This window comes from Paenibacillus plantiphilus, assembly GCF_927798095.1.
Taxonomy (GTDB): domain Bacteria; phylum Bacillota; class Bacilli; order Paenibacillales; family Paenibacillaceae; genus Paenibacillus_Z; species Paenibacillus_Z plantiphilus.
Window position 1 is genome coordinate 44,426 of the sequence record NZ_CAKMMF010000033.1, and the last position, 17,554, is coordinate 61,979.

A 17,554-nucleotide genomic window follows, 5' to 3' on the forward strand; every position below is an offset into this window, starting at 1 on the left:
GTTGCTCCTATAGTACTCTGCCTTATTTGTTCCCGATCACAGCTTCCCTCTTCGCCAGCGTTCAAGCTTCATTCGAACATCCATACTCAAATTGTCATCCAGCTCGTTGCGCTTGTTAGCCGTATGCTTCACGGTTCGTTCAATCGAAATCCGATTCTGTTCGATATCCGTCAGAAGCTCGCGGGCAGAGATGCGAAGCGCACCCTTGCCAAACGCGACATGCTGCTCGACCAAATCCGATGTCGCCACATACAGATTGCGGCTCCGCATCGCAAGCTCAACAGCCAGACGCTCGATACAAGCATCGGCCGTTTCTTTTTCCTTCGTATATACGACGGTTACGCGGTGCTGGTGGAATGTCGAACCGACACCGGGTACTTGATATGCATCGAATACCACTACAACCGTTACTCCCGTAAAGCCTTGATATTCTGCCAGCATTTCCAGCAATCGGTCACGCGCCTCTTCCAAGTCATTATCCCTTATTGCAGCAAGCATCGGCCATGCGCCAATCATGTTATAACCGTCAACCAGCATAATATCCTCTCGCCGTTGCATGTATCAATGACTCCGACGCTGTCGCACCACTTCATACATCAATACCCCTGCCGCAACAGAAGCGTTAAGCGAGTTAAGGCTTCCATGCATGGGGAGCTTGACGAGAAAATCGCATTTCTCACGTATCAGCCTGCCAATTCCTTTACTCTCGTTGCCAATAATGACGGCAAGCGGCATGTCAAAGCTGCGAGATGAGAAGACGTCCTGCTGGGCGCTTACATCGGCGCCCGCGATCCAGATTCCCGCTTCCTTCAGTTTGTCAATTGTCTGGGCCATATTCGTCACTCGCGCTACCGGCACATATTCAACCGCGCCAGCCGAGGTCTTCGAGACCGTTGCAGTGAGCGATGCAGCGCGCCGCTTCGGTATAATGACGCCATGCACGCCCGTGCATTCTGCCGTTCGCAGAATAGAGCCCAAATTATGCGGGTCCTCAATCTCATCCAGCAGCAGCAGAAAAGGCATTTCGCCGCTATCGCGCGCACGCTCGATTAATTCATCGACCTCATAATAACGATGGGCAGCTGCTTGAGCCACGATTCCTTGATGCTGAATGCCTTCCACCATGCCATCAAGCTTGCGCTTATCAACGAATTGGACGATAATTCCGGCTTTCTTGGCTTCGGCAATAATTGGCTGTATCGCATGCTTCTGAGCCTGCTCCGCAATCCATATCTTATTGATCTCCCGTCCGGAACGAAGCGCCTCCATAACGGGATGCTTGCCCCCGATCCATTCTTGTCCGTCCTGCTCCTGCTCCGTCATTCTTTGACCTCCTTGGATATTGCTATTCCAGCCTCATCAGCTCTCTCGCCAAACGCTACCCTCATTAACTCATGCAATCTATCGATCTGCTTGCTGTAATATAAATAGCCAACCAAACATTCCAGCCCTGTTGCCTGGCGGTATTCCGCAATGTCCGCATTTTTGGGAGGGCTGCCGGATTTGCCGTTCCGCCCGCGCCTGACCATATCCGCTTCCGTATCTGTGAGCAGCGGCCTCCACTTTTCCAGCAGCGCGCATTGCGCCTTGGCGGACACATAGCCTGTCGCCTGGCGGTGCAGATGCTGCAGCTTGTGATTAGGCTGCGATATCAGATATTGGCGTACGATCAGCTCGAATACCGAGTCGCCGATATAAGCCAGCACAATCGGATTCAACAGATGAGGCGGCTTCATTGGCTCATGACTCCAAAGCCCCGCGTCCGCAGTAATTAATGATTCCATACTGTCCTTCATTTGCGCCGCCAACGGATACCTTGCGGCGTATCCTCCAACACAATGCCCTGAGCTGCCAGCAGGTCCCGAATCTCATCTGCCCGCGCCCAATTTTTGGATTGCCTTGCCTCTGTACGCTGCACAATCAGATCATCAATGTCCGTGTCCAGGATATCGCCCTCCTGCTCCAGCGACAGCAAGCCAAACACTTGATCCAGCTTATTGAAAGCCCCTATAAGCAACTCCAAGCCTTCAACGGACACAACAGTCCGCTGCAAGTACTGATTCGCTTCGCTTACCAGCTCGAAAATACTTGTAATGGCATCCGGAGTATTGAAATCATCATTCATCCGCGACCGGAAGCCATGCTCGATCACTCCGATTCTAATCCGCAAGTGGCTCTCAGCATCACTGGGCGCGCTTACAGCAACCGATAGCCGATGTTTCAGGTTGCCGATGCAATTGGCAATCCGCTCAACGCTGTTCTCAGCCTGTGCGATCGCCTCGTCGCTGAAGTTGAGCGGGCTGCGATAATGAGATGACAATATAAAATAGCGCATGGTCGATGGTTTCACCGTCTTAAGCAGCTCATCCACTGTAATTCCGTTGCCCAGCGACTTGGATATTTTCTCATTATTGATATTAATAAAACCATTATGCATCCAATAGCGGGCCAGCGGCTTGCCTGTCACCGACTCCGACTGTGCAATCTCGCACTCATGGTGGGGAAATTGCAAATCATGGCCTCCGCCGTGAATGTCCAACGTGTCGCCCAAATATTTGCGCGCCATTGCAGAGCATTCGATATGCCAGCCAGGACGGCCGGGTCCCCACGGGCTATCCCAATAGATTTCACCCGGCTTAGCCGCTTTCCACAGCACGAAGTCCTGCCCGCTCTCCTTGCGCTCGTCAACTCCAATACGGATGCCAAGCTGCAGCTCATCCAAATTCTGATGCGACAGCTTGCCATAGTCAGTAAATTTGCCTGTTCGGAAATACACATCCCCGCCGCTCTCGTACGCATATTCCCTGTCCACCAATTCCTGTACGAACGCTACAATCTCCGCAATGTTCTCCGTCACGCGCGGATTAAGCGTTGCTTGATGAACGCCGAGTGCGGTGATGTTCGCATTGAAAGCGGCGATGAACTGCTCCGCAACCTCGGGCACGGTCGTTCCAAGCTGATCTGCTTTGCGAATTAATTTGTCGTCCACATCCGTAAAGTTCACAACGTAATTCACTTGATAGCCCGAAAATTCCAGATAACGGCGTACCACATCAAAGAAAATAACCGGCCTTGCATTGCCGATATGGATATAATCGTATACGGTGGGACCGCATACGTACATGTTCACCTTACCTGGTTCAAGCGGTATAAATTCTTGCTTGTTGCGCGACATCGTATCATAGATATGCAAGGTCATTTTCTAATATCTCCTCCAGCGACAGGCTGTCTATGCCGTTCGCGTTCCAGTTCGGATTTCAAGACCTGAATTTCATGCTGCATCGCTCTCAGCATCTCAATGACCGGATCGGGCAGCTTCGTGTGATCGAGCCTGTCGCCGACACGCTCCCCATTGCGTTTCACTACACGGCCGGGATTGCCGACAACTGTACTGTTCGGCGGAATCTCTCTGAGCACAACCGAGTTCGAGCCTATATTCACATTATCCCCAACCTCGAAGGACCCCAGTACCTTGGCTCCTGAGCCAATAACAACGTTATTGCCGATAGTCGGATGCCGCTTCCCTTTCTCTTTGCCCGTTCCGCCTAGCGTTACACCTTGATAGATCACAACATTGTTGCCAATCTCGCATGTCTCGCCAATAACGACGCCCATACCATGATCTATAAACAGTCGTTCCCCTATTGTGGCCCCGGGGTGGATTTCGATTCCGGTAAAAAATCGGCTAATCTGCGAGATGATCCGTGCTACGGTAAACCAACGCCGCGTGTAGAAACGATGCGCAATTCGATGCGCCCAAATGGCGTGAATCCCCGAATAAGTGAATACAATCTCAAACTTATTCCGGGCTGCCGGATCATTGTCTATTACCGTCTCAATATCCGTTCTTAGTTGGCGAAACATGGTCAAGACTCCTCTCGAACATCGACAATTCGGGCATCCCTATTGCACAGAATCGGTTGTCCTATCTATAATTGCAATCTATGCCTGAATAACAAAAGCCTCTGCAGCCTACGGCTGCAGAGGCGTTCTATAACGCGGTTCCACTCTGCTTGGAAGCAGCCAACACGCACAGCTCCCGTCTCATCGGTTCTTAACGCGAACCTCACGTCGCCGCCTACCCCGCGCAATGGATGAAACAGCCTCTGCTCTCCGGCTAACGGTAGAGTACAGGTGATCATTACGTTGCTCGGCTCGGGTGCGCAGCTCCCAGGCGCAATGTTGCATTTCAAGGAATGAACGACTTCCACCCAATCTCACGACTTCCAACACGCATCATCAATCCATTGCGACTGTTGGCTCCGCTTGATAGGTCGCCCTCTCTGACAATTCCTTCGCGAAATGAACGTTCCTGTTCTAAGCTTTGTACCGATACCTTTAATTAATTCAAGTATAGCCGACAGTCGAATAACTGACAAGTGTCGCGTTGCCTAATCAATCAGCCGTTTTTGCTCAAAGGATGCAGCTAGCGCAGCCTGGCGCCCAGTCGCTGCTCCACTTTGGATTTACCCAGCAGGGCAATCGTCATGTTAAGATCCGGACCATGCGTTTGGCCTGTTAATGCGGCGCGGATCGGCATGAACAACTGCTTGCCCTTGCAGCCCGTTTCCTGCTGAACCGCTTTAATCGCCGCTTTAATGCCATCCACCTCAAAGCCCTCAAGCGCAGCAGCCTGCCTCGCAAACGCCGACAGCACCAGCGGCACCTGCTCCTCCGCCAATACAGCAGACGCTTCCTCTTCATCGGCAACCTCTGTGCGGAAGAACAGCTCTGTCAGCGGCACGATCTCGGAGCCATAACGAAGCTTGTCCTGATAGAGCGCGATCAGATCATTCGCCCATTGACGCCCCGCTTCATCAAGAGCCTCAGGCAGCCGGCCAGCAGCCTGCAGATAAGGCAAGCACAGGTCAACAACTCTCGGCAGCTCCGCCTTCTTCAAATATTCATTGTTCATCCAGCTAAGCTTATTCGTATCGAACACAGCAGTGCTCTTGCTAAGACGGTCAGGATTGAATACGGCAATCAGCTCATCGCGAGTGAAGATTTCCTGTTCTCCCTCCGGCGACCAGCCAAGCAGTGTAATGAAATTGAACATTGCTTCAGGCAAGTAGCCAAGCTTGTCGTACTGCTCAATGAACTGAATGATCGATTCGTCACGCTTGCTCAGCTTCTTGCGCTGCTCGTTGACGATTAGCGTCATGTGCGCAAATTGAGGCGGCTCCCAGCCGAACGCTTCATAGATCATTAATTGGCGCGGTGTATTGGAGATATGATCCTCTCCACGAAGCACATGGCTGATGGCCATCAGATGGTCATCCAGCGCGACAGCAAAGTTATAGGTCGGAATCCCGTCCTTCTTCACAATAACAAAATCGCCAATGCCATCGGATTCAAAGCTGATGGAGCCTTTCACCATATCTTGAAACGTATAGGTCTTGCCCTGCGGCACACGGAACCGTATGCTCGGAACACGCCCTTCAGCCTCGAAGGCTGCCCGCTGCTCCTCCGTCAATCGGCTGTGCCGACCGGAATAACGCGGCATCTCGCCTCTTGCCGTCTGCTCCTCCCGCTCCTGCTCAAGCTCTTCCTCCGTGCAATAGCACTTGTACGCCAGATCGCGGTCAACCAGCTCCTGCCAATACTTATTGTAAATATCAATCCGCTCGGTCTGGCGATACGGGCCATAGCCGCCGCCGATATCAATACTCTCGTCCCAATCGATGCCTAGCCACTTCAAATATTGGAGTTGGCTCTCCTCGCCGCCCGCGACGTTCCGTTTCACATCCGTATCTTCAATACGTATAATAAATTTGCCGCCGCGACTGCGGGCAAACAAATAATTGAATAAGGCCGTTCTTGCATTGCCGATATGCAGATGCCCTGTAGGCGATGGCGCATAGCGAACCCTGATTTCATTCGTCATTATCGTTCAAGCTCCTTCCAATCATTCCAGCTTCATCAGTGAATCATAGCACAACTTTTATTAGGCATACAACCGATTGCGCGGCAATTCCTTCGCCCCGTCCGGCGAATCCAAGCTGCTCTGTCGTCGTTGCCTTTACATTGACCTGAGAGAGCTCTTCCGCTTCAAGCGCACCCGCAATAATCTTCACCATATCCGGAATATAAGGCGCCATCTTCGGCCGCTGGGCAATTATCGTTGCATCCACATTGCCAAGCTTGTAGCCCCGCTCCTTCACCATCGACCAAATATGGAGCAGCAGCTTCAGACTGTCCGCATCCTTGAAGGCCGGATCTGTATCGGGATAATGCTTGCCGATGTCTCCAAGACCCAGCGCGCCTAATATGGCATCGCTGATGGCATGCAGCAGCACGTCTGCATCGGAATGCCCCAGCAAGCCTTTCTCATAAGGAAGAGTTACTCCGCCAATAATACATGGACGCCCCTCTACCAGTTGATGCACATCAAATCCTTGACCTACCCGAATCATCTGCCTGTCCCCTCTCGTCTACGTTCTTCTTTCTGCTGCTCGCGATTCGCAAGCAGAAACTCCGCCCAAGGCAAATCCTCCGGAGTCGTAATCTTAATATTCGTATAATCCCCTTCAGCCACCACCACTGCAGCGCCATAACGCTCTACCACCATCGCATCATCGGTTCCGACGAACCCCTCCGCCAGCGCCGCCTCATGGGCTTCATGCAGCAGGGAACGCCGAAAAGCCTGCGGCGTTTGAATCGCCCACAAGCTTCTACGGTCAGGTGTCGCAACAATAATGCCGGACTCATTCACTTGCTTAATCGTATCCTTGACAGGCACAGCCAGCACAGCTGCTCCGGCATTCTCCGCAGCAGCCATGCAAGCCCGCACCGCCTCCGGCGTTACGAGAGGACGCACACCATCATGCACCATGACCCATTCGCCCTGCAGCAGCTCCAGGCCGATTCTGACCGAGTGCTGGCGCTCACTGCCTCCTGCGGCAACGGCCTTCACTTTATGTAGATGATGCTGGAGCAGAAGTTCCTCGCAGCGCGACACATCCTGTGCGCCCACGACAAGCACAATTTCCTTGACCTCCTCCATCGCCTCGAACAGCTCAAGCGTATGGATCACAATCGGCTTGTCCTGCAATAGCAGATACTGCTTGCTCTCTGCCGTTCCCATCCGCGTTCCGCGTCCCGCCGCAACGACGATAACATCCCATTTTGCCCCAGCTAACATGCCTTCCTACCGCCTCGCTGTAAACTTGAATGTCGCAAACGCGACATCTTCAGTATATCATACCGTGTTACAGCGCTTTTTCCAACAGCTTCGGCTTGGCGAAGATCATTCGGCCCGCAGAGGTTTGCAGCACACTTGTTACCAATACCTCCATCGTAATCCCGATATAATCGCGTCCACCCTCGACCACGATCATCGTGCCGTCATCAAGATAAGCAACGCCCTGCCCATGCTCCTTGCCATCCTTAATCACTTGAACGACGATTTCCTCGCCAGGCAGAACGACAGGCTTCACAGCATTTGCCAGATCATTGATATTGAGCACGGAGACACCTTGCAGCTCACATACCTTATTAAGGTTAAAATCATTCGTAACCACCTTGCCGCCGAGCGCCTTGGCCAGCTTGACCAGCTTGCTGTCTACCTCTCCATCCTCCATGTCGCCCTCATAGATCAATACCTTCACATCGAGCTCCTTTTGAATTTTGTTCAAAATATCGAGCCCACGACGTCCGCGATTGCGTTTGAGCAGGTCAGAGGAATCCGCAATATGCTGCAGCTCTTCAAGCACAAATTCCGGGATCACCAATGTCCCCTCGATAAAGCCTGTTTTGCATATATCAGCAATTCGGCCATCAATAATGACACTCGTATCGAGAATCTTATGCTCTTCAAAAGAACTCTTCTCCGTCGATGCGGCCGACCTTGACTGCATGCCAAGAAAGGCGGAGAATCGCTGGGACAGCTCCTCCCGTTTGCCCATCCCAATGCGCAGTCCCAAATAACCCAGAAATAATGTCAGGCAGACCGGAACAAGAAGACCCGCGCCAGTAAAGCCCGATAGAACCGGATAGAGCAGTGCCGATACCGCCAAACCGCTAATAAGTCCACCCGCTCCCGACATCAGCTCACCGGTCGGCATGGCCGAAGCGCGTTCAGCGCCCTGCTGCATCCATCTCTGAATGGGACCCGCTATTACCGTCGCCGCTGCCAATCCACAAATTGCGCCGATACCGACGTTCATATAATAGCCCCCCGAACGCTGCATGACCCCATAAGCCGATTCCGTCCAGAGTGTTCCCATATGCATCCAACTATGAACCTGACCGCCAAGAGCACCGCCAAAAAACAAACCAATCATTTGAATTATTCTTTTCATCACATAAATCCACCTCCATTACAATTATGATCCAATCTTTCGATCGTTAATCGTTAGGAAGGCGATATTGTCTGAGATTTTATTAACTGGAAGAGGAAATGTCTAAATTTTCGTAAAACTATTTTGAAATACGAGGCTATGACGCTTATAATGGGAAGTAGCAATGCCAATCCCGAAATGAGGTGGAATCGATGAACGCCCCAACGCTGGAGCAATTTCAGCAGCAAGTATCCGAACTGCTGTTGCGTCATCGGAGCTTGCTGGATGTTTTATCTAAGTACGGTCAGGCCGGCGCTTCCGTTAATCGGGCCGTAGCCAAATCCGTCACCGAATGCGGGTGTATTGAGCTTAATGCCCGCAGACAAGAATTCACTGACGACATTGATCTTGAGAAAGCGAAGACGAATCTGCATTATCACGTCGCCGGCAATCTGTGCGAGCACTGTAGAGACGCCATCAAGAATGAGCTCGGACGGAATTTGTTTTATATGTCCGCCATGTGCAATTTGCTCGATATTCAACTCGATGATGTCGTAGCGCAAGAATCCGACAAATGCTCTACCCTCGGTTTATTCAATCTCACGTAATGCATACAGAGAATGGCAGAACAAAACAAAACCGCCCCACTGTCCGTAATCGGATCAGCAAGGCGGTTTTATTATGTCTAAGCGCTATGCTCAGTCTGAATGTTCTCCTCTTGCTTGCGGCGCTTCCGTTTGCGTCCGGGCAACCGCCGTTCAACGTTTTTTTTTAAGCCGTATAGCGCATAGAGCACTAACGGGATAAAAATAATTTTGGACAAATGATGCGGGAACAGGATACCCAGCACAACTGCCACAACAACAATAATAGGAACGACCCAAATCGCATTCTTAGGAATACCCAGCTTCTTGAAGTTGGGATATTTAATCGTACTGACCATCAGGAATGACAATATGAGCGTACTTGCCATTAAAACGGCAACAGATATATCCTTGTGGAACAACGCCAATGTAGCAAGAACGCCTCCGGCAGCAGGTATCGGCAAGCCGATGAAATAACCTGGCATTCCCGAAACAACATTGAAACGCGCCAGTCTCAGAGCTCCGCAAATCGGGAACAACGCCGTAATAATCCAGGCAGGAGCCGCACTAAGCTCTTGAAACGCAACGCTGTACATAATAAAAGCCGGCGCAACACCGAACGAGATCACATCCGACAACGAATCCAGCTCTTTGCCGAACTCGCTTTGCGCATTGAGCGCGCGTGCTACACGGCCGTCCACACCGTCCATCAGCATTGCGATAATAACCATCATCGCGGCGATTTCAGGCTTTGCATTCTCAGGAAACACGAGCAGGATGGCGACAATACCTAAAAATAAATTCGCCACCGTAAAAAGACTCGGTATCGATTTCGTAATCATTATGCTCCACCTCATCTTTACTATGCCCCAAAACCGCTTCTTGCAGCTCTGTCGGCAAGCTGTGAGAAAAACTTTCTAGAAAGTCTTTCGGGGATGAGCTAACTGTAAAAAAGAACCAGTTGCGGCTGTCCGCATTCTCACATTGTATGGGATTTAGATTTGTCTGTCAATGAACATCTGTTCTTGAATCCGCTTCATGCCTTCTTTAATCGCCCTTGCCCTTACCTCGCCGATCCCGTCCACAGCATCCAGTTCTTCAATCGTAGCCATAAGAATATGCGGCAGATGCTGGAACTGCTCAACGAGATTATTCATAATAACAGCCGGCAATCGAGGGATACGGCTAAGCAGCCGGTAGCCGCGCGGGGAGATCATCTCTTCGGCAGCCGCGCCTGATACCGAATAGCCAAGCAGCTTGATAATACTATTCACCTCTAGAAGCTCATCTGAATTCAGGCGGCGAATAGCCGAGCGGAGCTCACGAATTTTCTCTTCCTGCGGCTCTTTCGCGTAATCCTTGAGCAGGAACCAGGCTTCTTCCTCGACACCGCCAACCAGCTCTTCCATCTGCATGCTGATCAACCGGCCCTCGGTGCCAAGCTCGTTCACATAACGCTTGATCTCCATCTTGACTCTTATAACCATTTCTACCCGTTTTATGACGTGCGCAACCTCATGGAGAGTAACCAATTCCTCAAACTCCAAGGCAGACAGGTTTGTAAAGGACTGATTCAGCACCACTTTGTACTTCTCCAGCGTTTGGATAGCTTGATTGGCTTTCGTCAGAATAACGCCCATTTCTTTGAGCGAATAGCGCAATTGGCCTTGATATAACGTAATCACATTCCGTCTCTGAGATATCGACACAACGAGCTTTCCAGTCTGCTTCGCGACCCGCTCCGCTGTACGATGGCGAATACCCGTCTCAATCGATGAGATTGAGCTATCCGGAATAAGCTGAGTATTGGCATACAGAACACGTCTGCGATCCTCGCTCAGAATGATCGCTCCATCCATCTTGGCCAGCTCATACAGGTAGTTAGGAGAGAAATCGCAATTAATGGAGAAGCCGCCGTCGACAACCTCCATCACTTCCGGACTGTAGCCAACGACGATAAGGGCTCCTGTCTTCGCTCGCAGAACATTATCCAAACCTTCCCTGAAAGCTGTCCCGGGCGCAACCATTTGCAGCAATTGGTTCATAATCTCTACTTGGTTAAGCTCTTTCATCTTGGGGCCCCCTTATTCGAACGCTGCTGAGAGCGCTTCCGCTACCGTCTCGACACCGATGATTTGTATGCCGGAGGGCGGACTCCAGCCTTTCATGCTCTTCTTAGGCATAATGACTCGTTTGAAGCCAAGCTTCTGTGCTTCCCTCACCCGCTGCTCGGCTCGCGATACTGCTCGAACCTCTCCAGTAAGTCCAATCTCGCCGAAAATAACATCAAACGGGCGGGTCGGCGCATCGCGGAAGCTGGATGCAATGCTGACTGCCGCTGCCAAATCAACGGCAGGTTCGTCCAGCTTTATGCCACCCGCCACATTCAGATAAGCATCCTGTGTCTGCAGAAACATGCCCATTCTTTTCTCCAGCACAGCAATAATAAGCACCAGCCGGTTATGATCAATGCCCGTCGACATCCGCCGAGGCGACGGGAAGTTCGTCGATGCAACCAGTGCCTGAAGCTCAACAAGGACAGGACGCGTTCCTTCCATGCTTGCCACGACAGTAGAACCTGATACGCCAAGAGGCCTCTCTGATAAGAACAGCTCCGATGGATTGCTTACCTCCCGCAGACCCGCTTCGCCCATTTCGAAGATACCGATTTCATTCGTAGATCCGAACCGGTTCTTCACCGCTCGCAGCAGCCGGTAAGTGTGATGCCGTTCGCCCTCGAAATAAAGCACGCAGTCCACCATATGCTCCAGCATTCTTGGACCTGCTATTGCGCCTTCCTTCGTCACATGACCGACAAGCACCGTTGCAATCCCCTTAATCTTCGCAACCCGCATGAAATGGGCGGTGCATTCACGAACCTGAGATACGCTTCCCGGAGCAGACTGCACACTCGGATCATACACCGTTTGAATGGAATCGATGACGAGAAAATCAGGCTTTACGGATTCAATCGCATCATTTATGAGCTCCATATTCGTCTCGCACAGCACGTACAGCTTATCTGTCAACGCACCCAGACGGTCAGCACGCAAGCGTGTCTGCCTGACCGATTCCTCGCCTGATATATAGAGTACAGTCAGCTGCTGTGATGCGAGAGCGTGTGACGTTTGGAGCAGCAGCGTTGACTTGCCGATACCAGGATCGCCCCCAACCAATATAAGCGATCCCGGCACAACGCCTCCGCCGAGCACACGGTTTAGTTCCCCCAACGATGTTTCGATGCGCGGCTCTTGACCATTATCTATATGTATGATGGGAACCGGCTTTTCTTTCGCCCCACTAATAGAAGTGCCTATCCCTTGCGTCTTAACAACTGTTTCCTTCTCTTCCACCATCGTATTCCAGGCGCCGCAGCCAGGACATTTGCCCAGCCATTTAGGCGCTTCTGTGCCGCATTCGGTGCAAGCGAACTTTATTTTAACTTTTGCCATGTAAGGCTCCTTATGCAAATTCCGCTACATTAAAAGTTTACCATTTATTACGTAGGGAAGAAACCTATATGTTAATCTCTGAGCAAAAAAGTTCCCATCCGCTCATTATGAGCAAAATGGGAACTTTTTCTGCATATATGGATATTTATTCGGCTTGCTTCCTATGAATCATTAGCTTCCGCTGACGATTCATCACGTACACGTAGCCTGCAGCTCCAGCTGTCGATTATGATTTGGCAGCTGGCTCTTCAGATGCAGCCGATTCGGGCTCCGAATTCTCACGGGTGACCGTCAAAGCTCCGTCTTTCTCATCAATGATCAGCTTATCTCCTTTAGAGATATTGCCCATAAGCAGATCCTCGGACAGACGGTCCTCAATATGCTTCTGAATCGCCCGGCGAAGCGGACGCGCTCCATACTGCGGATCAAAGCCTTCCTTCGCCAGGAATGCCTTCGCAGTGTCGGTCAACGTGAAGTCAACCTCCTGCTCACGCAGACGCTTGCGCAGCTCCTCGCCCATCAAGGAAACGATCTGTGCGATATGCTCCTGCTCCAACGAATGGAACACGATCGTTTCATCGATCCGGTTCAGGAATTCTGGGCGGAAGCTCTTCTTCAGCTCAGCCATAACTTTATCCTTCATAATATTGAAATCACGACCCGCATCATGCACTGCGGTGAAGCCAAGCGAGGAATTCCGCTTGATCTGATCTGCGCCTACATTCGATGTCATAATGATAAGCGTATTCCGGAAGTCAACGACTCTGCCCTTGGAGTCCGTCAGACGGCCATCCTCAAGCACCTGCAGCAAAATGTTGAACACTTCGGGATGCGCCTTCTCAATTTCATCAAGAAGAACAACAGAATATGGTTTGCGGCGAACCTTCTCGGTTAGCTGACCGCCTTCTTCATAACCGACATACCCTGGAGGCGCTCCGACCAAACGCGAGGTGGAATGCTTCTCCATATACTCGGACATATCGATGCGGATAACCGCGTTTTCTTCACCGAACATCGCTTCTGCCAATGCGCGAGCAAGCTCAGTCTTACCGACACCGGTTGGTCCAAGGAAGATGAAGGAGCCCATCGGACGCTTCGGATCCTTGAGTCCGGCTCTTGCACGGCGAATGGCCCGCGATACCGCTTTAACCGCTTCATCCTGACCGATGACACGGTCATGAAGAATTTCTTCCATCTTCAGCAGACGCTGCGTTTCTTCCTCAGCCAGCTTGCTGACCGGGATTCCCGTCCAGCTGGCGACAACCTGAGCAATATCCTCTGTTGTGACCTCGGAATCCGTACGCCCCTGCTTTTCTTTCCATTGATTCTTCGTGATATCCAGCTCTTCGCGAATTTTCTGCTCTGTATCGCGCAGGGCGGCAGCCTTCTCAAACTCCTGGCTTTGAACCGCGGAATCCTTCTCCTTGCGAATATCATCCAGACGATTCTCAAGCTGCTTCAAGTTTGGCGGTATCGTGTAGGATTTCAGGCGTACTTTGGAGCTCGCCTCATCAATCAGGTCAATCGCTTTATCCGGCAGGAAACGATCCGTAATATAACGGTCGGATAATTTGACCGCTTGCTCGATCGCTTCATCGGTAATTTTCACCCGGTGATGCGCTTCATAACGGTCACGCAATCCGTGCAGAATTTGGATCGCCTCTTCAGGAGATGGCTGATCTACCGTAATTGGTTGGAAACGGCGCTCCAGCGCTGCATCCTTCTCGATATACTTCCGGTATTCATCCAGCGTCGTTGCACCGATGCACTGCAGCTCGCCACGGGCCAGTGAAGGTTTCAGAATATTAGAAGCATCAATGGCTCCCTCTGCGCCGCCCGCGCCGATCAGCGTATGCAGCTCGTCGATGAACAGAATGATATTTCCTGCCTGTCTGATCTCATCCATAATCTTCTTCAGACGATCTTCAAACTCACCGCGATATTTGGTGCCAGCGACGACGGAGCCCATATCCAGCGTCATCACTCGTTTGTCACGCAGCGTCTCCGGAATTTCTCCGGCAATGATTTTCTGGGCAAGACCTTCTGCGATCGCTGTTTTACCTACGCCAGGCTCGCCAATCAGTACGGGATTATTTTTCGTACGACGGCTTAACACTTGAATGACGCGCTCAATTTCTTTGCTCCGGCCGATGACAGGATCGAGATTGCCATCCTTCGCGTAGGCGGTCAGATCCCGGGCAAGGCCGTCAAGCGTAGGTGTGCTCACATTGGACGGTGCGCCATGGCTGCTGGATACCGCTTCGCTGCTGCCAAGCAGCTGCAGCACCTGCTGACGCGCTTTGTTAAGGCTGATGCCAAGGTTGTTAAGCACTCGTGCCGCTACGCCTTCGCCTTCCCGTATAAGACCAAGAAGGATATGCTCTGTGCCTACATAGGTATGACCGAGCTTGCGCGCTTCATCCATGGACAGCTCGATAACCTTCTTCGCACGCGGTGTGTAGGCAATATTCGTTGGCTGCTCCTGCCCGCGTCCAATTAACGTTTCGACTTCATCTTGAATCTTCTCCAAGCTTAGACCAAGTCCGATAAGAGCTTTCGCTGCAATGCCTTCCCCTTCACGGTTCAAGCCAAGCAGAATATGTTCTGTGCCAATATTATTATGACCGAGACGAACCGCTTCTTCCTGTGCCAGTGCAAGCACCTTCTGCGCACGTTCTGTAAATCTACCAAATATCATGTAGATACACCCCCATGATCTGATTTGCTTATTAATTGCTGACGTATAAGCTCAGCTCGCCGTACATCCCGTTGTTCAGGGCTCATCTTCTCATGAAACACCTGCTGCAGGAAGCCCGGCTGCGTTAATACCATCATTTCATTCATCACCTGCGGCGATACATCTTTAATAAGTCCTAGATCAATTCCAAGCCTTACATCAGACAAGCGTTGCGCCGCTTCTTTGGAGTCCAATATCATGGCGTGAGAGAGAATGCCGTAGGAGCGGTACACCCGATCCTCAAGCCGCACACGCGACTCCTCCAGCATCTTGCCGCGGGCAGCACGCTCATGCTCGATAATTTGCTTCGCAACACTGTACAGATTATCCAGAATTTCAGTCTCGGACTGTCCCAAAGTAATCTGATTCGAAATTTGAAACAAATTGCCCAGCGCCTCGCTGCCTTCTCCGTAAATTCCCCGTACTGCAAGCCCCACCTGCGTAATCGCCGATAAAATGCGATTAATCTGCTGTGACAGAACAAGCGCGGGCAGATGCATCATCACAGAGCCGCGAATGCCGGTACCGACATTCGTCGGGCAACTCGTCAGATAGCCGCGTCTTTCATCATATGCATAATCGGCCACTTCTTCAAAAATATCGTCAATACGGCTCGCCTGCTCCCATGCCTCATTAATTTGAAAGCCAGGATACAGACATTGAATCCGCAAATGATCCTCTTCATTAACCATAATGCTTACAGCTTCATTCTCACTAAGAATAAATGCCCCGTGTCTGGATTCGTTGGCCAGGTTCGGACTAATCAAATGCTTCTCAACAAGTACTCTTCGTTCCAGCTCATTAAGCTCAGACAGCTCAATCGTATCGAATTTGCCGAGTCCATCAAGCCTGCCATTCTCTGCAACGGATGTGAGCCGCTCCATAACCTCGCGAGCCTGTTCGTTCGTTGCAAGCATGGGGAACGGATGCGCGCGTATGTTCCGTGCGATCCGAATTCGGCTGCTAATGACAATATCAGCGTCTGGGCCGGTCCCCTTCATCCAATCGCTTAGCGCGTGCTGCGCAAAAGAACGTTTTGTCAAACCGATTCACCCTTCCTAACCGCCTAACTGTCGGCGACTTTGCGCTCCAGTTCTCGAATTTGGTCACGAAGCTGCGCCGCATTCTCGAATTCCTCAATTTCAATTTGCTCATGAAGATCTCTTCTTAACTGCTCAATCTCACGCTTAATTTGAATTTGACCGCCGGCGCGTTTCGGAACTTTACCAATATGAGCGGTACTTCCATGCACCCGTTTAAGAATTGGGTCCAGCTTATCGCCGAATTGCGAATAACATTTGCTGCATCCCAAACGTCCCATCTTACTGAACTGCGTATAGGTCAGACCACAAGTCTCACAACGCAATGGTTGCGGCTTAGCGCCAAATCCGTGCACCGTGCTTGCCGATTCAAAATCGAGTAAACCGGATAGAAGACTATGGATCGAGAAACCGTTCGACGTGCCCGGTATTCCTTCCCCTTTCTCCCTTGCACACAATTCACAGATATGGAACTCTGTCTTCTCTCCATTAACAATCTTCGTAAAATGAAGCGTTGCCGGCTTCTTGCCGCATTCCTGACAAATCATTCCGGATTAGTCCCTCCTTTTGCAAGGCCAAAAGGCGCACAAATTTACTTGATAAGCAGTGTGATCAGCATTGCTTTCAGAAGCCTTGCCCGAATCTCGTCGCGCAGCGGCAGTTTAACCGCAATCGCTTCACGAGAGACTGCGGCCCGCAGCAGATTGGCTTCCCGTTTGGAAATGAATCCCGCTTCCTCCAGCTGATAAATCAATCCTTCTGCCGCACTTTGATCTACTTGGTCGCCAACGGTTTCAGCGATATGTCCTTGAATCGCTGTTAATGTCGGCAGCTCGATTCGTTGAATACGAATGTATCCGCCGCCACCTCGCTTGCTCTCGACTACATAGCCCTTTTCCAAAGTAAATCTCGTGCTGATGACGTAATTGATCTGTGAAGGAACACATGAGAATTGATCGGCCAATTCGTTGCGCTGCAGCTCTACCGCACCCTCGGAGCTCTCCTGTAGCATATGCTTCAAATGCTGCTCAATGAGATCGGAAATGTTGCGCATTTCGCTAACCTCCTTCAGTTGCAGAACAGAACTGGTTCATTGAACCATGCCGTCAAAATAGTCAAAGTTTTGCGACAATTGACTTTGACTTTCTTTGACTTTAATTTTATTATACGCATTATCAACAAAAGGTCAAGTGGCTATCTGTCCTTGTCCTATCTTCCCTTACTATGATTGGCGGATACATACGAAATATACCTGTAAAGATCATTACCCCAATATGCGGTTATTGAACGTCTCATTCGTACCGTGGCTCAGACATTCACCCCCGTATATTATTCGCGATTTTGACACAACAAAAAACCGACCGTGTACCACGGTCGGTTCTTCGTGCTTGGCGACGTCCTACTCTCCCAGGACCCTGCGGTCCAAGTACCATCGGCGCTGGAGGGCTTAACGGTCGTGTTC

17 protein-coding genes and 1 rRNA gene are annotated in these 17,554 nt (G+C 51.0%); 1 reads left to right on the plus strand and 17 read right to left on the minus strand.

The genetic code is table 11. The features are described from left to right. Positions 1 to 36: 36 nt before the first annotated feature. The 9 genes from L6H65_RS22640 to L6H65_RS22680 form a co-directional block, all read right to left on the minus strand. Positions 37 to 558: an NYN domain-containing protein gene (locus L6H65_RS22640; protein ID WP_236345110.1), complete on the minus strand. Its 522-nt coding sequence runs from the start codon at positions 556 to 558 to the stop codon at positions 37 to 39. Positions 559 to 561: 3 nt separating this feature from the next. Beyond that, positions 562 to 1,323: a 23S rRNA (guanosine(2251)-2'-O)-methyltransferase RlmB gene (gene rlmB, locus L6H65_RS22645; RefSeq protein WP_236345112.1), complete on the minus strand. Its 762-nt coding sequence runs from the start codon at positions 1,321 to 1,323 to the stop codon at positions 562 to 564. Further along, on the minus strand, positions 1,320 to 1,784 hold the full coding sequence (locus tag L6H65_RS22650) for a Mini-ribonuclease 3 (protein ID WP_236345113.1): 465 nt from the start codon (positions 1,782 to 1,784) through the stop codon (positions 1,320 to 1,322). Before L6H65_RS22650 ends, rlmB begins: the two co-directional genes overlap by 4 nt. 8 nt (positions 1,785 to 1,792) lie before the next feature. Beyond that, positions 1,793 to 3,199 (minus strand): cysteine--tRNA ligase, encoded by a 1,407-nt coding sequence (cysS, locus tag L6H65_RS22655; RefSeq protein WP_236345115.1) that lies wholly within the window; start codon positions 3,197 to 3,199, stop codon positions 1,793 to 1,795. Beyond that, a complete protein-coding gene (gene epsC / locus L6H65_RS22660; protein ID WP_236345117.1) occupies positions 3,196 to 3,864 on the minus strand; it encodes a serine O-acetyltransferase EpsC in 669 nt (222 codons plus the stop codon). Before epsC ends, cysS begins: the two co-directional genes overlap by 4 nt. A 562-nt stretch (positions 3,865 to 4,426) precedes the next feature. Further along, positions 4,427 to 5,884, minus strand: a complete 1,458-nt coding sequence (gene gltX, locus L6H65_RS22665) for a glutamate--tRNA ligase (protein ID WP_236345120.1) — start codon at positions 5,882 to 5,884, stop codon at positions 4,427 to 4,429. A 43-nt stretch (positions 5,885 to 5,927) separates the two neighbouring features. After that, complete coding sequence (ispF, locus tag L6H65_RS22670; RefSeq protein WP_236345125.1) at positions 5,928 to 6,413, minus strand: 2-C-methyl-D-erythritol 2,4-cyclodiphosphate synthase; 486 nt, start codon at positions 6,411 to 6,413, stop codon at positions 5,928 to 5,930. After that, complete coding sequence (gene ispD, locus L6H65_RS22675) at positions 6,410 to 7,141, minus strand: 2-C-methyl-D-erythritol 4-phosphate cytidylyltransferase (RefSeq protein ID WP_236345126.1); 732 nt, start codon at positions 7,139 to 7,141, stop codon at positions 6,410 to 6,412. The genes ispF and ispD overlap by 4 nt, the downstream gene beginning before the upstream one ends. A gap of 67 nt (positions 7,142 to 7,208) precedes the next feature. Then, positions 7,209 to 8,300: a PIN/TRAM domain-containing protein gene (locus L6H65_RS22680; protein WP_236345149.1), complete on the minus strand. Its 1,092-nt coding sequence runs from the start codon at positions 8,298 to 8,300 to the stop codon at positions 7,209 to 7,211. 191 nt (positions 8,301 to 8,491) lie between these two features. Between L6H65_RS22680 and L6H65_RS22685 the strand changes: the two genes are divergently transcribed. After that, complete coding sequence (locus L6H65_RS22685) at positions 8,492 to 8,887, plus strand: nucleoside triphosphate pyrophosphohydrolase family protein (protein WP_236345128.1); 396 nt, start codon at positions 8,492 to 8,494, stop codon at positions 8,885 to 8,887. A gap of 77 nt (positions 8,888 to 8,964) precedes the next feature. Here the strand turns inward: L6H65_RS22685 and pssA are convergent, their stop codons facing one another. The 8 genes from pssA to rrf form a co-directional block, all read right to left on the minus strand. Beyond that, complete coding sequence (gene pssA, locus L6H65_RS22690) at positions 8,965 to 9,705, minus strand: CDP-diacylglycerol--serine O-phosphatidyltransferase (RefSeq protein WP_236345129.1); 741 nt, start codon at positions 9,703 to 9,705, stop codon at positions 8,965 to 8,967. A 153-nt stretch (positions 9,706 to 9,858) separates the two neighbouring features. Beyond that, positions 9,859 to 10,935 carry a DNA integrity scanning diadenylate cyclase DisA gene (disA, locus tag L6H65_RS22695; RefSeq protein WP_236345131.1) on the minus strand — a complete coding sequence of 359 codons (1,077 nt, stop codon included), beginning with the start codon at positions 10,933 to 10,935 and terminating at the stop codon, positions 9,859 to 9,861. 12 nt (positions 10,936 to 10,947) lie between these two features. Continuing rightward, positions 10,948 to 12,315 (minus strand): DNA repair protein RadA, encoded by a 1,368-nt coding sequence (gene radA / locus L6H65_RS22700; protein WP_236345136.1) that lies wholly within the window; start codon positions 12,313 to 12,315, stop codon positions 10,948 to 10,950. A 226-nt stretch (positions 12,316 to 12,541) separates the two neighbouring features. Continuing rightward, on the minus strand, positions 12,542 to 15,013 hold the full coding sequence (gene clpC, locus L6H65_RS22705) for an ATP-dependent protease ATP-binding subunit ClpC (RefSeq protein ID WP_236345138.1): 2,472 nt from the start codon (positions 15,011 to 15,013) through the stop codon (positions 12,542 to 12,544). After that, positions 15,010 to 16,095: a protein-arginine kinase McsB gene (gene mcsB, locus L6H65_RS22710; protein WP_236345139.1), complete on the minus strand. Its 1,086-nt coding sequence runs from the start codon at positions 16,093 to 16,095 to the stop codon at positions 15,010 to 15,012. Before mcsB ends, clpC begins: the two co-directional genes overlap by 4 nt. Positions 16,096 to 16,118: 23 nt before the next feature. Continuing rightward, complete coding sequence (gene mcsA, locus L6H65_RS22715) at positions 16,119 to 16,640, minus strand: protein-arginine kinase activator protein McsA (RefSeq protein WP_236345140.1); 522 nt, start codon at positions 16,638 to 16,640, stop codon at positions 16,119 to 16,121. Positions 16,641 to 16,684: 44 nt separating this feature from the next. Further along, positions 16,685 to 17,146: a CtsR family transcriptional regulator gene (locus L6H65_RS22720; protein WP_236345141.1), complete on the minus strand. Its 462-nt coding sequence runs from the start codon at positions 17,144 to 17,146 to the stop codon at positions 16,685 to 16,687. Between the two features lie 332 nt (positions 17,147 to 17,478). After that, positions 17,479 to 17,554 (minus strand): 5S ribosomal RNA (gene rrf / locus L6H65_RS26925); the annotation flags it as partial.

Excerpts from the sequence above, each read along its gene's own strand:
- ispD (WP_236345126.1), bottom strand. The coding sequence starts at position 7,141 with ATGTTAGCTGGGGCAAAATGGGATGTTATCGTCGTTGCGGCGGGACGC.
- clpC (WP_236345138.1), bottom strand. The coding sequence starts at position 15,013 with ATGATATTTGGTAGATTTACAGAACGTGCGCAGAAGGTGCTTGCACTG.
- L6H65_RS22650 (WP_236345113.1), bottom strand. The coding sequence starts at position 1,784 with ATGGAATCATTAATTACTGCGGACGCGGGGCTTTGGAGTCATGAGCCA.
- disA (WP_236345131.1), bottom strand. The coding sequence starts at position 10,935 with ATGAAAGAGCTTAACCAAGTAGAGATTATGAACCAATTGCTGCAAATG.
- rlmB (WP_236345112.1), bottom strand. The coding sequence starts at position 1,323 with ATGACGGAGCAGGAGCAGGACGGACAAGAATGGATCGGGGGCAAGCAT.
- cysS (WP_236345115.1), bottom strand. The coding sequence starts at position 3,199 with ATGACCTTGCATATCTATGATACGATGTCGCGCAACAAGCAAGAATTT.
- mcsA (WP_236345140.1), bottom strand. The coding sequence starts at position 16,640 with ATGATTTGTCAGGAATGCGGCAAGAAGCCGGCAACGCTTCATTTTACG.
- epsC (WP_236345117.1), bottom strand. The coding sequence starts at position 3,864 with ATGTTTCGCCAACTAAGAACGGATATTGAGACGGTAATAGACAATGAT.
- L6H65_RS22720 (WP_236345141.1), bottom strand. The coding sequence starts at position 17,146 with ATGCGCAACATTTCCGATCTCATTGAGCAGCATTTGAAGCATATGCTA.
- L6H65_RS22680 (WP_236345149.1), bottom strand. The coding sequence starts at position 8,300 with ATGAAAAGAATAATTCAAATGATTGGTTTGTTTTTTGGCGGTGCTCTT.
- ispF (WP_236345125.1), bottom strand. The coding sequence starts at position 6,413 with ATGATTCGGGTAGGTCAAGGATTTGATGTGCATCAACTGGTAGAGGGG.
- gltX (WP_236345120.1), bottom strand. The coding sequence starts at position 5,884 with ATGACGAATGAAATCAGGGTTCGCTATGCGCCATCGCCTACAGGGCAT.
- pssA (WP_236345129.1), bottom strand. The coding sequence starts at position 9,705 with ATGATTACGAAATCGATACCGAGTCTTTTTACGGTGGCGAATTTATTT.
- L6H65_RS22640 (WP_236345110.1), bottom strand. The coding sequence starts at position 558 with ATGCAACGGCGAGAGGATATTATGCTGGTTGACGGTTATAACATGATT.
- radA (WP_236345136.1), bottom strand. The coding sequence starts at position 12,315 with ATGGCAAAAGTTAAAATAAAGTTCGCTTGCACCGAATGCGGCACAGAA.
- L6H65_RS22685 (WP_236345128.1), top strand. The coding sequence starts at position 8,492 with ATGAACGCCCCAACGCTGGAGCAATTTCAGCAGCAAGTATCCGAACTG.